This window comes from Martelella sp. K41-7 (assembly GCF_055808365.1).
Map to the genome: position 1 here is coordinate 3,644,681 of NZ_CM147867.1, position 15,141 is coordinate 3,659,821.

10 protein-coding genes and 1 pseudogene are annotated in these 15,141 nt (G+C 56.1%); 8 read left to right on the top strand and 3 right to left on the bottom strand.

The window, feature by feature from the left end; translation table 11 throughout:
• Positions 1-58: 58 nt before the first annotated feature.
• The gene (locus AC0L7L_RS17315; protein WP_473510321.1) at positions 59-1,957 is read right to left on the bottom strand and encodes a TRAP transporter large permease subunit; all 1,899 of its coding nucleotides are present in this window, start codon (positions 1,955-1,957) and stop codon (positions 59-61) included.
• 61 nt (positions 1,958-2,018) lie between these two features.
• On the bottom strand, positions 2,019-3,062 hold the full coding sequence (locus AC0L7L_RS17320; RefSeq protein ID WP_473510323.1) for a TRAP transporter substrate-binding protein: 1,044 nt from the start codon (positions 3,060-3,062) through the stop codon (positions 2,019-2,021).
• 293 nt (positions 3,063-3,355) lie between these two features.
• Between AC0L7L_RS17320 and AC0L7L_RS17325 the strand changes: the two genes are divergently transcribed.
• Complete coding sequence (locus AC0L7L_RS17325) at positions 3,356-4,096, top strand: maleate cis-trans isomerase family protein (protein WP_272213304.1); 741 nt, start codon at positions 3,356-3,358, stop codon at positions 4,094-4,096.
• A 41-nt stretch (positions 4,097-4,137) separates the two neighbouring features.
• Complete coding sequence (locus tag AC0L7L_RS17330; RefSeq protein ID WP_473510325.1) at positions 4,138-4,830, top strand: GntR family transcriptional regulator; 693 nt, start codon at positions 4,138-4,140, stop codon at positions 4,828-4,830.
• Positions 4,831-5,165: 335 nt separating this feature from the next.
• Here AC0L7L_RS17330 and AC0L7L_RS17335 read toward each other — a convergent pair whose 3' ends face one another.
• Positions 5,166-5,378: a hypothetical protein gene (locus AC0L7L_RS17335; protein WP_272213307.1), complete on the bottom strand. Its 213-nt coding sequence runs from the start codon at positions 5,376-5,378 to the stop codon at positions 5,166-5,168.
• 219 nt (positions 5,379-5,597) lie between these two features.
• On the opposite strand from AC0L7L_RS17335, the pseudogene AC0L7L_RS17340 reads away from it, so the two are divergent.
• The 6 genes and pseudogenes from AC0L7L_RS17340 to AC0L7L_RS17365 form a co-directional block, all read left to right on the top strand.
• Positions 5,598-5,786 (top strand): annotated as a pseudogene (locus AC0L7L_RS17340) (IS3 family transposase); the annotation flags it as partial.
• 291 nt (positions 5,787-6,077) lie between these two features.
• Positions 6,078-7,229 (top strand): non-hydrolyzing UDP-N-acetylglucosamine 2-epimerase, encoded by a 1,152-nt coding sequence (gene wecB / locus AC0L7L_RS17345; protein ID WP_473510327.1) that lies wholly within the window; start codon positions 6,078-6,080, stop codon positions 7,227-7,229.
• 113 nt (positions 7,230-7,342) lie between these two features.
• On the top strand, positions 7,343-9,487 hold the full coding sequence (locus tag AC0L7L_RS17350) for a hypothetical protein (protein WP_473510329.1): 2,145 nt from the start codon (positions 7,343-7,345) through the stop codon (positions 9,485-9,487).
• 19 nt (positions 9,488-9,506) lie between these two features.
• Complete coding sequence (locus AC0L7L_RS17355; RefSeq protein ID WP_272213311.1) at positions 9,507-11,690, top strand: glycosyl transferase family protein; 2,184 nt, start codon at positions 9,507-9,509, stop codon at positions 11,688-11,690.
• A complete protein-coding gene (locus tag AC0L7L_RS17360; protein ID WP_473510331.1) occupies positions 11,687-14,191 on the top strand; it encodes an NfrA family protein in 2,505 nt (834 codons plus the stop codon). The genes AC0L7L_RS17355 and AC0L7L_RS17360 overlap by 4 nt, the downstream gene beginning before the upstream one ends.
• A gap of 59 nt (positions 14,192-14,250) precedes the next feature.
• A complete protein-coding gene (locus tag AC0L7L_RS17365; RefSeq protein ID WP_272213315.1) occupies positions 14,251-15,114 on the top strand; it encodes an alpha-amylase family protein in 864 nt (287 codons plus the stop codon).
• Positions 15,115-15,141 lie beyond the last annotated feature (27 nt).

The window sequence follows — 15,141 nt, forward strand, 5'->3', positions numbered from 1 at the left end:
ATTCAGCCAAGTGGTACACTTTCCCGCCAGCGTTGACATACTGCAGGTCATTTCGGTGTCAAAACAACATATTAGGCAGCCAAAGCACCATTTCCGGCCATGCGATCAGTAGCCCGACAAAGCCCAGCATCAATAGAACGAAGGGTGTTGCACCGCGAATAACATCCATGATCGATCCGCTCTCGCGCACACCTTGAACGATATAAAGGTTCATGCCGATCGGCGGTGTAATCAGGCCAATCTCCATCATCAGGACAAGGAACACGCCGAACCACACCGGATCGATTCCCATATGCGCGATCAACGGGAATACGACCGGCAGGGTGGCAATCATCATCGAAAGTGTTTCCATGAAGCAGCCAAGAACCAGATAAAAGACGACGAGAAGCAGAATAATTTCAAGCGGCGTGGCGCCGAATTGCGAAACGAAGGCGGTCAGCGCCTGGGGAATACCGAGCATCCCGACCACAAAGTTCAGGAACAGCGCGCCAACCATGATCAGCAGGATCATCGCTGATGTGCGAACCGTCGAAATCATAGCCTGATGCAGAAGTGCGAATGTGAGGCGACGTTTGGCAATGGCAACGACAAGCGAGCATACGACGCCGATGGCGGCTGATTCAGTCGGCGTGGCCCAGCCGAGATAAATGCTGCCCATAACCACGATAAAGATAACAAGCGGTGGCAGAATATCCAAAAGGCTCATCAGCTTATCGCGCAACGGCCGGGCTGGCAGAGCCGGGCCAGCCAGCCCGGGATTGAGTACGCAAAGAACGATGATCAGTGCCATGAAGCAGGCCGTCAGCAAAAAGCCGGGCACCAGACCGGCCGCAAACAGTTGCCCAATCGAGGTGTTGGTCATTGAACCGTAGATGATCATGTTGATCGAGGGCGGGATCAGGATGCCGAGCGTTGCGCCGGCTGCGATTGTCCCGGTTGTGAGGCGCTCATCGTAGTGTCGCTCTTTCAAGATCGGCAAAGCGACGGTTCCGATTGTCGCTGCTGTTGCCACAGATGAACCTGAAACAGCTGAAAAGATGGTGCTGACACCAATATTCGAATGCAACAAACCACCCGGCAATCGACGCATCCAGTCAGAAAGGCTCCGATAAAGCGCGTCGGCAACGCCTGAACGCACCAGTATTTCACCAAGAAACACAAAGAGCGGTATGGCGGTGAGGAGAAAGTCGTTCTGGCCGCTCCACATCTGATTGCCGAAGCCCATCAGTGTTGGCCAGCCCAGGTAAACGAAAGCGCCCAGAAAAGCGGTGCCGAAAAGGGCAACGGCAACAGGCAGCCCTGCCAGCATCAGCCCCAGCATGATCAAAAAGCCGACCCCTGCTTCATAGACCCCAATCATGATTCCCCCCTTCGGATCGTCATAGCTATCAAAGGTCTCTTCTTCGATGATGTCCTCAAGGCTTTTGCAGCCATAGAAAATATTGAGGCGCGCCCGATCCCGCAGCATTAGCCAGCTCGCATGCAACGCCACGCATGACGAACAAATGGCGAAAAAGGCGAGGCCGCAAACCCAGACCAGTTGCGGGCGCCACAAAGGAGTCATCAGAGGTGTGCCGGAGAGCGATTTGTACTGAATGCTTTCCATCATGGCACCGTAGCCGCGCCAGACAATGAATATTGCCATCAGCGCCACACACCAGCACGCAAAAAGGTTCAAGAACGCCTGAGTGCCTGTCCCGACGCGCTCAAGCACGATTTCCACACGGGTGTGTGCGCGCTCCAGCAAGGCAAAGGAAAATCCAAATGATGCAACGACCGCCAGTGTGTAGCCACCATATTCGTCAGCGCCTTGAAGAGAAACGTTGAACACGTTGCGCATGATGACCTCCAGGGTGATCATCAGCGATATGCCCAGCACGGCATAACCGGCCATCAGCGCCAGAAGGCGGACAGCGGGCAGAAGGTGCTTGGCCAGCGGGTTTTCATCGACAGGCATGGGTGGGAATCCAAAAATCTAAAGGGTCGCTGCTTGAACAACGACCCTTGCGTCTATGTTGCTACTGGATCGTGATGCCAGCTGCTTTGCCGGCGGTTTCGTTCCAGGTTTGCGAGCAGGTCGGGTCTACAGCGTTGCAGGTTTCCGTCCAGATTGGCAGCACCACTTCACTGGCAACGTCCTTGATGCGCTGCTGGTCTTCTTCAGTGATTTCGACCAGCTGCATATCGAACTTCTTATAGTTCTTGCAGGAATCCATGCCGGTATTGCAGGCGATTGCCTCAGTATTGGCGGTCTCGGCCAGATCCCACATATAGTCTTCCAGCTTTGTGAACTGCGCCATCAAAGCTTCCTGCTCATCCGAAGAGAGGCTGTTCCAGGTATCAAGGTTCATGAAATGCCCCTGAACAGAGCCGGACACAGAAAGCGGCAAAAGGTAGGACGTGACTTCGGGCCAGTTGCCGCTATTGGCCGAGATCGGCGAGGTAACACCGCAAGAAGCGACGCCACGCTGCAGAGCCGGATAAACTTCAGAGAATTGCAGGGTCACCGGCGTTGCACCGAAGCTCTCAAGCATCGCAGACATGGATGGTGTGAAGGAGCGAACTTTCAGGCCCTGAAGATCATCCAGGCCCTCGATTTTTTCATTGCAGAAGAAAACCTGCGGCCCGAAGGGCCAGAGGGTCAACACCTTGGCGTTGAACTTTTCCTGAAGACGCTGATCAAACGCCTCGCGATAGGCATCCACGACCTCGTGCAGAGACCCCATGTCGGTTGCCACGCCCATCAGGTCGATACCCTCGAAAAAGGGATCGTCGCGCGACGCCATGCCGATCTGAACAGACATAATGTCGAATGTGCCGCCGCGAAGCATTCTCAGTGCGTCAGGTGCTTTGACGCCGACAACGTCCATCGGATTGTAGTTGATGCTCAGATCGACGCCTGAAGCTGCCGGCAGTTCTTCAAAGAAAGACCGCTCGATTTCGACCTGGTTGTTGTTTTGAGAGAAGTTCCCGGCGATCCGAAGCGGTGTTTCTGCCAATGCCGGGCCGGCAAGTGCGATGGCGCCAGCCGCCAGAATGGTTCGCGAAAATACAGTGTGCATCCATTTTCCCTTATTTGAATTCATTCCTATCAAGACTGTTGCAAAATATTATTGGAATGCCAAGCGCCGATTCACAATTTTAGGCGAAAAAATGGTCGAAAATCGTTATTGCCTATTTGGTGGGCAATTGACTTATTTTCAATCAATGTATTGCTTTAAAATAGGTTTTATCGTCTTTATGTGACTCAACTATTGCTTTTCAGGTTTTTTCCAGGACAGATGATCTAGTGAGGATGCGACGTTTTCCGTCTGCGTAAGTGAATGCAAAAATGGCCTGAGAAGAGAATTTTTGAATGCAAAATAATGACGAAAAACCAACACCAGCCATCATCGGTATGTTGACGCCCTCGTCAAACACGGTGGTGGAACCTTATACAAGCGCGCTTGCATGGCCGCTTTTCCCGGACGTGAGCATTCATTTCGGGCGGTTCAGGGTTCGCCGCATCGCCCTCGATGGCGCATCGGACCGGCAGTTTTCTCTGGAGCCTATTCTGCAGGCAGCCGATCTTCTGATGGATGCGAAGCCGGATATTCTCGCCTGGAACGGAACGTCGGCCAGTTGGCTGGGTTTCGAAACAGACGAAAAACTATGCACTATATTGCGGGAGCGCTTTGATGTTCGCGCGACAAGTGCAGTCTTGAGCCTAAACCGGCTGCTTGAGAGATTTGGCGTGCGCAGGCTGGGGTTGGTCTCGCCGTATACCGCTGATGTTCAGGAAAAAATAATCGATAATTATCGGAAAATCGGAATAGAAACAGTTGCAGAAGCCCACAGCAACCGTAGTGATAATTTCTCATTTTCCGAGGTTGGTGAAGATGACATTGCAAAGATGTGTCGTGATGTCTCCCATGGGAAGCCGGATGCAATTGTGATCCTGTGCACAAACATGCGTGGCCCCATGATTGCTGCCGACCTGGAAAAAGAGTTGGGGATCCCGGTTATGGATTCAGTCGCCTTTACACTTTGGGGATGCCTGCACGAACTGGGCATTCCAACACAGCGACTTGAACGCTTCGGGCAAATTTTTGCATGATTCCGGTTACCCGTGATTTAACGCGATTGTGAGAATTGGTTATGGGACACGACGTCAGCTTACCGAGGGATCAGCAAGCGCATTTGGAGCTTTCACCGGGAGAAGCCAGCCTGCATGGTAACCTTGTCGCCCGTATCAGGACTATTTTGGTCGATGGCGAGCTTGCTGACGGGACACGCATTCCCGAAGCTGACCTGTGCGCCCGATTCAATGTATCCCGGACCCCGCTGAGGGAAGCACTCAAAGTTTTGGCGGCGGAAGGCTTTGTGGTTCTAAGGCCCAATCGCGGCGCGATTGTCGCGCCACTCGATCCAGCCGAAATCACACCACTTTTCGAGTTCAAGGGCGCACTCGAACGCCTGATCGGGCTAACAGCGGCTGACCGGGCGACCGATGAGGAAATCGCAGCCCTGGAAGAAATCCATCTTGCCTTGGATACCGCAGCCCGTGAGGGGGATTACAAGCAATATACGAAGTTGAACTACTTGTTCCATCACAACCTGGCCAGTGCGAGCAAGAACGCCATCCTGGCACAAAACTATGATGTCGTTCAGCAGCGCATCTGGCGATACCGCTTTATCGTCAATGAATATGAAGAACGCTGTCGGGAATCTTTCGCCGAGCACGAGCGGATCATCATCGCGCTAAAGGCGCGAACGCCACTGGACCTCGCTGAACGGCTTGAGGTCCATAATCAGCGAACTGCCGAAGCGATGTCTCTGGCTTTATGTTGAAAGCCTGATTGCTCAAACCTGCATAATCGGGGTGATAGCCTTTAGGGCTGCCGAAGTTCCGCAGGCAGGATCATGCTTCGCGATTGAACCCCGCATAGATCGCGGTCGGTGCCATGTGTGATTGGCGCCTCTATCGATTATCGGAGATGACACGCAAGTGCCATCTCAATAGCGGCAGTAAATTCTAGATCCGCTACAGCATGCTTACGAACATACGCAGTCCGCCTTCGGCAAAATGACTGTGATGGCGGGCCGCGTCGAGCAAAGGCCCCGGTTCTTCGTGGTCAACGAGCCAGGCGGTGCGCTTCAGCTGCCACCTCAATAGTGCGCAGCAATCAGGGGCTCAAGCGCTTCAAAGGCGCTGCGCACATGTTCAGTCGAGCAGATGGAATCGCGATATTTTGGGCGCGCAGCGTTTCGTGCACGGCCTCCAGATCAATGCCCGGCAGTTTCCGGTTCTTCACGATGGTCCGCCCACCACGAATGACTTCTTCGATATGCGGCTGGGTGGCGCGCGCAAAAGTGTAGTGGCGCGGGTCGACGTCCATGATCCGGTCCGGGTCCAGCCGAACAGCGCACATGCACGACCTGGCTTTCATAGGGAAGGCTTTTGAGAAAAGCCTCACGGGTCTTCGGTGCGGCTTCGATTTCATCGAAGGCAAAGGGGCCACGTTCAGTTTCCTCGTTCTATCCGTCTTTCTTCTGGCCGCTTTATTTGAAAGCGGCTTTGTTCATTGAATATCAGTTGCCACCGAACGCAGCCAGCCCAGTTAACCGCACACCTCCATGACTTCATTGATGCCTACAATTACGGCCGCCGGCTGAAAACGCTGCGTGGCCTTACGCCCTACGAATACATCTGCAAAATTTGGGCAACAGAGCCAGAACGGATTAAACTTAATCCGCACCATCAAATGCCGGGACTAAACGCCAGCATGGGCTCAAGGTGTCCGTGAGCAGCAAGGGAAAGTGTGAAGTCGAGAGTGCCCGAGTGGGATTTGCCATCGATCGCATGTGAAAAATGCAATCCTCAACAACGCTAAAATGGCAGAAAGAACAGTTGGTGGCCGTGCTTCGGTAACCGATATTTAACCCTGTCTGTTTTAGAAATGATAGAAGTAAAACAATCATTTTTCCGTGCCCGGTCGCCTTAATTCTAACTGTATGGCAAAGAACCTCAGGATGAGGTTGAGGTGAATTTCGGGATTTGTGGTCGATCGTAGCTGCATTTTAAACAGGGGCATAGTGTGAGGGTACTTTCTGTTTTCGGAACCAGGCCTGAGGCCATAAAAATGGCGCCGGTTATCAATACTATCGCTCACGATAGCGCTATCACGTCGATTACATGCGTCACCGGACAGCATCGCGCTATGCTGGATCAGGTTCTTGATCTCTTTGGTATCGTTCCTGATTTCGATCTTGCAGTCATGGCCCCGAACCAGACGCTGAACAGTCTGTCCTGCAGGGTTATTACCGGACTTGACGATGTTCTCGACCGTGCCCGTCCGGATTATGTGCTCGTCCATGGGGATACCACTTCGGCGATGGCGGCGAGCCTGGCTGCTTTTCACCGGGGTATCAAGATCGGGCATGTGGAGGCAGGGCTGCGAACCTATGACCTTTCCAAACCCTGGCCGGAAGAAATGAACCGGCGGGTTATCGACGTTGTGTCCTCAATCGCATTTGCGCCGACGGCAACCAGCGCCAGTAATCTGCATGGCGAACATCTTGGCGGCCGTGTCATTGTCACCGGCAACACCGTTATCGATGCACTGAAGGAAACCGTTGGGCGTATCCACGATGATACAGCCTTGCGCAACATGCTTGAAAGCCGGTTCTCATTCATCGCCCCCTCCCGCCGGTTGCTTCTGGTCACCGGTCACCGGCGTGAGAGTTTCGGTGATGGTTTCGTCAATATATGCAGGGGTCTGGCAAGACTGGCTGAGCGTGATGACCTGGAAATTGTCTATCCGGTCCACCTCAATCCGAATGTATCCGGGCCCGTACACGAGTTGCTCGGCGATTTAAACAACGTTCATCTCATAGAACCGTTGGCCTATCTCGATTTCGTTTACCTGATGGAGCGGGCCTATATCATCCTGACAGATTCCGGTGGTGTCCAGGAGGAGGCCCCCTCACTTGGAAAACCAGTTCTGGTGATGCGCGATGTAACCGAGCGACCAGAGGCTGTGGCTGCCGGCGCAGTCCGGCTGGTGGGAACGAACCCCGACACAATTGTTGCGGAAACAGAAAAGCTCCTTGATGACGACGCGCACTACGCAGGTTTTTCCCGCATCATCAACCCCTATGGTGACGGGCACGCAGCCAGTCGCATCGCCGATGCCATCGCGGGGCGTCAGATCTCGCCCTTCACTCCAAATGTTCAGATACCGCAATAGAAAACGGACGATATGAACACTAATAAAAAAACTCGGGTCAAAAATTCAGATTTTTCATCGGTTTGTCAGGTGTCATTCTATGTGCCGGGCTGCAGGCGGCCGAAGCCGGTGATGTGAGCGATGCATTGCGTTCACTGGCGGCTTCCGATGTTGTCACCCGCAAGGTTCCACTCACCGAGCTTGGCATTGACACGCCTCTGGCACTTACCTCCTCCTTTATCGCTCGTGATATCTATATCCCCGTGCCGGCCGGCGTTCCCCTCATCAAGCCGAGCCTTTCTTTTGACGGCCGATATCTCAGGGGTGATGGTGGCACGACGACATATGTTGTTTCGCTGGATGGCTATGCCGTTGCCGCCCGTTCGCCTGAAAAGGAAAGCGGAGTAACCGGCTTCGATATCGGCGTTGATGGTTCCCCGCGCGACAACGGTTTTGTGAAGCTCGGCATTGAGTGGCTGCCTTCGATCGGCAAGTTTTACTGCGACAACACCCGCCCGATCGGCAATCAACTTTTTGTTGAGCCGGATACCTACCTGGAATACAGCTACAAAACCGCAGATTTGACAACGGTCGCCAAAGCCTTTTCGGCACTGACTCAGGACGTTACGCTTCTGGTTTCCAGCGATCAGCTTGATCAGGCAAGTTATGACGCCGCCTGGCGACTTGGCCTGGCACTGGAGCGGGCCGGCAAGAGTGTGACGGTGATAGCGTTGCCGGGGCCGGGCGATACAGTCGATGCGTCAGCCGTCGACGTGCCTGAAGCCTTGCAAACTATCCCGGCTTTCGCAGGCCTTTCAACCGGAGGCTCCGTCACACTTTCGAATGCCGCTGAAGCCGGCGCATTCATGCTTCTCGGCGCGCCTCAGGCGCGGGCAGATGTGGCTGTGGTCAGCAGCAGCCTTTCCTTGGAAATAGATACCGCGCTGAAGGCGCTCGCGCAGCAGGTTGTCACTGCCGAACCTAGTGCGCGTGATGCTTTTCAGTCACTCGTCGCTGCACGGGACACGCTTGTCCAGCCGGCTCAGCCCGGATCGTTCAGCGTGCGCCTTCATGGCGGACAACCTGTCATCGCGGTAGAGCCGGACGGCGCCAGAGATGCAGCTGGTCTCTTCAGCGCGCTGTGGCACCGCACAGCCGTCTCCGGCGATATGGTCGTGCGAAGCGCAACCGTACCGATGGCAGATGGTGACATTGTGGCGCTGACATCGCTGGTCAATACCAACGGAAATCTGGATGTTGTGGCGCTTGGTGACTGGTCTACGACGACAGATCTCAGCAGCGATGTTCCACCAGGAAAAGTGCCGACTGCACTCTATATCAGCGTTTCCGCCGCTCCGGGCGCAACGGAGACCAGACCGGTTGCCTCGGTTTTCCTCAACGACATACTGCTTGGAGCAAAACAGCTTGTGGCCGATGGCGCGCCGGAGATGATCTCGGTCGATGTGCCCGCATATGCGCTCCTTCCGCGCAATTCAATCGTAGTGCGATTCCAGCGCCAGCCCGCCAGCGACAGATGCCGGGAAGTGCCGCAGGCCTTCCCCGTTTCGGTGCTGCCGGGAAGCTATATGCAACTCGGACCAGCCCCGGAGGCAGATGATTTTGCATCGATTGCTGCAAGACTTTCCGGCGAGAGCCAAGTTGTCGTGCGCAAGAACTGGCTTGATAATGCATCCTTGACGCTGCCGAATGCTATTGCCCTTGCAAATTCCAGCGGTATTTCGCCCGATCGCGCCAGCTTGAGCGTTGTCGATGCAGCCGTTATTTCCGCACCCATCAAACCTTTTCTTCTCCTGGACGTCGACGTTACTGGCGACGACAACCGCGCAAAGGTCGATCGCGGCAGCGTCACGATTGAAACGGCGAAAGGAACAACACTCTTTGATGCTTCCGGTCTTTCCGACGTCGCCGTGTTCGAGACCAAGACCGGCAGCCAACAGCCGGGCCTTGCCTATCTGAGCGACGGGCCCGGGCCTCTCATTGAAAAGCCGCTCAGGTTCGGTCACGGCGATGTCGCGGTGATTGGCAGCGAAGGCGTGCTGGCCGAGGTCAGAACCAGCGGCAAACCACTGGAGACCATCGAGCAGTCTGATCGCCTGACGCAGGACGGACATGGGTTCTCCGTTCGGATGTTAACCGATCGCGATTTCTGGTTCCGTCAGGCGCCGGGCATCCTGACCGCGGTCATTCTCGGCGGTTTCATTTTGCTCCTGGTTTTTGCCCGTTCCGCTAAGCGCCGCAAACGCAACGACCAGAGCTGATCGGGGTCAGGCAGAAAACATGTCGCTTTACTGGCCTTTCCTGTTCGCTGACTACTACCGTTTGCTGGAATATCTGACAGCAGGCGTGGCGGTCATCATCCTTGTGTCCTGCATCGATGACCTTTTCATTGATGCAGTATTCTATCTGCGCGCCATCAAACGGCGCTTCACAGTGGAACGGGTCTACAAGCGGCTTACACCGGACCAATTGCTCGGCCGCCCCGAGCAGCATATCGCCATCATGGTGCCGGCATGGCTCGAAAGCGATGTGATCGCGGCGATGATCGAAGGCATGGTGAGCACACTCGATTACCGCAATTACACGGTCTTCGTCGGTACCTATCGCAACGATCAGGCAACCATCAACGAGGTCGAACGCATGCGGCGGCGCTACCGCCAGCTGGTGCGCGTCGAGGTGCCGCATGATGGGCCAACCTGCAAGGCGGACTGCCTGAACTGGGTCGTTCAGGCGATTTTCGCCCACGAGGAAAAGTATAACATCACTTTTGCGGGCACCATCCTTCATGACAGTGAGGATGTTCTGCACCCGCTGGAGCTCCGCTTTTTCAACTATCTTCTTCCGCGCATCGACCTCATCCAGATCCCTGTCAATTCGCTGGAGCGTGACTGGCACGACCTTGTCGCCGGTGTCTATATGGATGAATTCGCCGAGTGGCACGGCAAGGACATCGTCGTGCGAGAGGCGCTGTCCGGCATGGTTCCATCAGCCGGCGTCGGCACCTGCTTTTCGCACAAGGCACTGCTCACGCTGTCAGCTGAAAACGAAAACGAACCGTTCAACACCCAGACGCTGACTGAAGATTACGATATCGGCGTCAGGCTTTCAGAACACGGTATGCGCTCCATCCTGGCGCGCTTTCCGGTCGACTACCAGGTCAAGCGCAAAACATGGTTCGGCTTCGGACCTGAAAAGGAAATGACGATCCGGATGGCGCTTTGCGTCCAGGAGTATTTCCCCAACACGTTTCGAACCTCCTATCGTCAAAAGGCCCGCTGGTCACTCGGCATCTGTTTTCAGGGCTGGGCCTATTTCGGCTGGTATGGCTCGCTGGTCGACCGCTACTTCCTGCTGCGTGACCGCAAGAGCATGGTCACCGTATTCGTGACCATCCTCGCCTATATTCTGGCGTTGCAATATATCCTGTTTCAGTTCGGATTCCTTATCGGGATTCTGCCGGGAAGCTACCCGCCGCTCTTGTCCATCGATGGCTGGCTCGGCATCGTGCTTCTCCTCAATACCGTCGCGCTTTGCCTGCGCGTGGTGCAGCGATTTTATTTCACTTCGCGCGCCTTCGGATGGGAGCACGGGCTTATCGCCATTCCCCGCATGATTGTCGCCAATGTGGTGAATTTCATGGCAATGTCGCGCGCCTGGAAGCAGTATATTAATCATCTTATCACCGGCAACCGTCTTGTCTGGGACAAGACCATGCATGACTTCCCCACCGGCGAAGGACTGGTGGAACGTCAGACAAAACTTGGCGAGCTTCTTGTTTCGTGGCACGCAATCAATGCTTCCCAGCTCGAAACTTCGCTTGAGATGCAAAAGGCGCGTCGTGTGCCGATTGGCCGTATCCTGCTGGATGAAGGCTGGCTCGAGGAAGATGTCCTTGCCGAAGCCGTGGCATTTCAGTCAAGTCTCGATCTGATTTCGGTGACCGAAGATGAGGTGTTGGCTGCGCGCGATCGGTTCAAACCGGATTTCTGTTTTGAGTATCGCGTCCTCGCAATTGTCGAAGATGACAGTGACAGGCTGGCGCTTGTTTCTTCTTTCCCGCTTTCCCCGGAAGCTTTGTCCGCCATCTCTGAAAGGCTGGGCTACGAGCCGCTTCAGTTCATCGCCCGCGACCGGGAAATCGCTGGAGGCCTGCGCCTGCTCGCGGCAACGGCGCGAAAGGGAGAACTGTCCAAGCGGGACATCATGAAGAGCAATATTCCGCTGCTTGGCGAAATATTGGTCGAAAATGGCGTGATCTCAAACGAGGCGCTGCAGAGCGCCCTTTCTGGCTACCACCCTGAGCGTGACGGGCTGATCGGCGCCTATCTCGTCTCCCGCGATGTGGTCTTCAAAGACGCAGTGGAAAGTGCACTGAAGGAGCAGCAAGCGCGCATGGAGGCAGTGCGTGAAAAACAGGAGGGCAATTCCGATGCCGAGGAAATGCTGCAGGAGGAGCGTTCATGACGACCTATATGAAAAATAGATGTTCCGCCGCGTTGAAGCCAATTGGTCGCGCATCTCTGCTCTCAGCCGTTGCGCTATGCCTGTCCGCGGCGGCTCCGTTTACAGCGATGGCCGACAATCAAGCGGCCGGTACCGTCACCTCCCAGAACGATTATCTGCCACTTTCCGGCCCTTCACTGCTTTTGTTGCGCAAAGCAGACAAGGCGCTGTCTCGCGGAGAAACGCAAGAGGCGATCGACGCACTCAATGAAGCGATACGGCAGAGGCCGGATTCCGGAGAATTGAGGGCCGCACTTGTAGAAGCCCTAAGACGTGCGGGACGGGATGAAGATGCCGAAAAGGCCGCTCTCGATGCAGCAAACGATCCTATGCTCTACACCGGCGACCGCCGCCGGCTCTCAGAACAGGCTGCCGCAATCGGGCAGGAACTTGCGGCGCAAAACAAGCCCCCAGTTACTCAGGAGGAGGCAGAGGTCGCTGCGCCTGCAATGCCGAATGAGAATACCGGCCAATCAGCGATCGATGGCGCGCCGGCCAATGCGCTTGATGCCGAAACTCGTGGTCAGCTTTCTCAACGCGCCGATGCTATCAGGCAAGAACGCGCGGACGAAAGCGAGACCGAAGAGGCCGCTGAAGACATGGCCGCGAAAGCGAAGGCAATTCCGGCAGCATCTCCTGACACAGCGCCACTGAACACCAGTGACCCGGCCTATCAGGCTGCGGATGCGGCCTATCGTGCCTATGCTCGCGGCGATTACCGCAAAGCAGTTGCTGAAGCGGAGAAGGCAGTCCGGCTTGCCCCCTCCAAGAGCGACTACCTCCAGCTCGTTGAAAATGCCAAAGCCGCGCTTGCGCAAACGACGACCAGACCGGCTGTTGCCGCACCTGCGACAAAGGCAGCGGATCAGGCATATGCAGCGCTCAGGCGCAATGATCTGAACGCGGCTCTGGTCTATGCGCAGCAGGCGGCGCGTTACGCGCCGGGCGATCGCGACTATCAGTTTCTGCTGGTCGACATTCTCAATCGCACCGGAAAGCAGGAGGAAGCGCTTGCCGTGGCTGAAGCGGCGATCGCCAGGCTCGGAGCGGACCGATCCCTGTTGAGCGAACGCGGCGTTCTAAAGCAGATTCTGGGCGATCAAATCGGCGCGAAGGTGGACTTCGAACAAGCGCTGGCCATGCCGGGGCCGAGCGCGGGAGAGACGCAGCTGCGACTCAATCTTGCCGCGACCGCCTTGGCCACCGACGAAGCCGAGCTTGCCCGTCAGGCGCTTGCCCCGCTGGGCGACAGCGATGATATCGATGTCTGGCTGGCACGCGGGAAAGCGCTCATCGCAATAGCTGACTTTCCAGCCGCCACAGAGGCCCTTCAGCAGGCCGAAGCACTGGCCAAAACCGATCGGGAAAGGGCGGATGTCGCCGTTGTCAGGCTGGGTCTTGTGCTGGCCGAAGACGGCAACCGCCCCGCCCGTTCGGCGTTGCGCACCGCTGAAGCTGAAGGCGTGCTTGCGCCGCTAGGTCCTACGGAAACCGCCTATCTGGCCGGCCGCGTTGGCGACCGCTCACTTGCCTATGATGCGTTCAGCGAAGCCGATGCAAAAAATCAGCTTACCGGCGCCCAATACATTGACGCCGCCTATGCCGCACGCAGGAATTATCAAAATGACGTTGCCGTTGTCTGGCTGAAACGGGCAATCGACGAGGCCGATGCCGGCACGCTTTCATTGTCACCGGCTGAGCTTTTTGCCCTCCGGCGCTCGGTTTCCGACCTGTCACGGCGCTGGGGCGCCAATATCGGCCTTTTTTACGGCAGTAGCGGCATTTCCGACGGTTTCATCACGCCGCCTTCTTCCGCAGGCCGCACCGCGCAACTCGGGGCAGAGTTTTACTGGCGACCGCCGGTCATCGGTTACAGGGACGGACGGACAGTCGACCTTTTCATCCGACAGTTCACGACACTTTCCGATTCTCTTGACGGCGCGGTCGGAACGTCGACAACGCAAGGCGCCATCGGCCTTCGTCTCAAACCGTTCACCAACGCCAATTTCACGCTCGAGGCTGCGCGTTACTTCAAGATCGGGCGCTACAGCCGCGATGACTATCTACTGCGAGGCGCGATATCCGGTGGCATCAACACGGACCTGATGGTTGCATCAAAACAATGGTGGGCCGCCCAATACTACGCCGAGGCAGGCCGCTATCTTCAAAGCAACGAGAATTTTGCATCGGCAAATGCCAGTTTTGGTCGCAGTTTCAGTTTCGGTGATGGAGGCAGGTTCATTATCACGCCCTTTATCGGCGTGTCGGCGGACTATGGCGATACCTACGCGGAGGCCTTTGCGTTAGGCGCAGGACCGGGACTGAACTTGCGCTATTGGTTCCGAGAGACAAAATACCAGGCGCCGATGTCCTATATCGATCTTTACCTTCAGTACCGGACAAGGCTTTACGGAGACGACAGGGCAGAAGGATGGTTCGGATCCCTCAATCTTATACTCTGAACCGGCGCGGTTTTCTCTCCGCTTTGCCCGCGATCTTGTTCCTGGTGGCCGCCGGAGGCATGACATGGTTGGCAAGGCAGCGGTTTATTCTGCCAGCCCGGCTGGCGCGCTATCCCGTTACCGGTATTGTCTGGCAGCTCGATACATTGACAGCGCGCCCTGAGGGTGAATGGCAGCGCCTCGGCGCAAACCATCTTCTCGTCCAGTGGAGTCTGATTGACGGTATCGGTTTTGTGCCGGGCCTCGGCCACAGGTCGGCTGCACCGATGCCCGATTGGCAGCGTATCGGCGCCGAACCTTGGGCACAACATGTCATCCTCGGTCTCGCCGGCAATTTTTCGGAGAAAAAGTCTCGGGCGAATGTCATGCAGCTTGCCAAAGCTTCAGCGGAAGTCGCTGCGGCAAGCCTGCCGCTCAATATCGAAGGTTACTATTTTCCGGTCGAGGTCGATCCGACCTGGCAGGAAGCGCCGGAAGTGATGCCCGAAGCGCTGGCATTGTTGCCCCGCCCCTTGTGGATAAGCGTCTATGACAACACCAATATAGGCGGTGATGTGCTCGCGGACTGGCTGGCGGGCTGGCTGCCGGATGATATCGGCATTTTCTTCCAGGACGGTGTCGGCGTCGAAGCGCGTTCACCTGAGGTGGCGCGCCAATACGCCGATGCGCTTTCCGCCCGTCTTGGCAGGGCCCGCGTGCGCATCATCACGGAGGCGTTCCGTCCGCTCGCCCAGGCTCGTTTCCGCCCGGCAACAGCTGATGAACTGGAGCCGCAGATAAGGGCGATGCACGGCTATGAGGTCTATCTTTTCGAAGGCCCGCATTATCTGAACGATGAACTGGTTGAAAAGCTCAAGGAAAGGCTTGACGCGTATCGCCCGGCTTCGACAGCTGTGAGCGGCGGTGTAAAACTCTTCCACTGAATTGGCAGCTTAATTTCGTCGCGGGCG

Coding starts and splice junctions, on each gene's coding strand:
- AC0L7L_RS17315 (WP_473510321.1), bottom strand. CDS start 1,957: ATGCCTGTCGATGAAAACCCGCTGGCCAAGCACCTTCTGCCCGCTGTC.
- AC0L7L_RS17365 (WP_272213315.1), top strand. CDS start 14,251: ATGACATGGTTGGCAAGGCAGCGGTTTATTCTGCCAGCCCGGCTGGCG.
- AC0L7L_RS17335 (WP_272213307.1), bottom strand. CDS start 5,378: ATGGACGTCGACCCGCGCCACTACACTTTTGCGCGCGCCACCCAGCCG.
- AC0L7L_RS17355 (WP_272213311.1), top strand. CDS start 9,507: ATGTCGCTTTACTGGCCTTTCCTGTTCGCTGACTACTACCGTTTGCTG.
- AC0L7L_RS17360 (WP_473510331.1), top strand. CDS start 11,687: ATGACGACCTATATGAAAAATAGATGTTCCGCCGCGTTGAAGCCAATT.
- AC0L7L_RS17325 (WP_272213304.1), top strand. CDS start 3,356: ATGCAAAATAATGACGAAAAACCAACACCAGCCATCATCGGTATGTTG.
- AC0L7L_RS17320 (WP_473510323.1), bottom strand. CDS start 3,062: ATGCACACTGTATTTTCGCGAACCATTCTGGCGGCTGGCGCCATCGCA.
- AC0L7L_RS17330 (WP_473510325.1), top strand. CDS start 4,138: ATGGGACACGACGTCAGCTTACCGAGGGATCAGCAAGCGCATTTGGAG.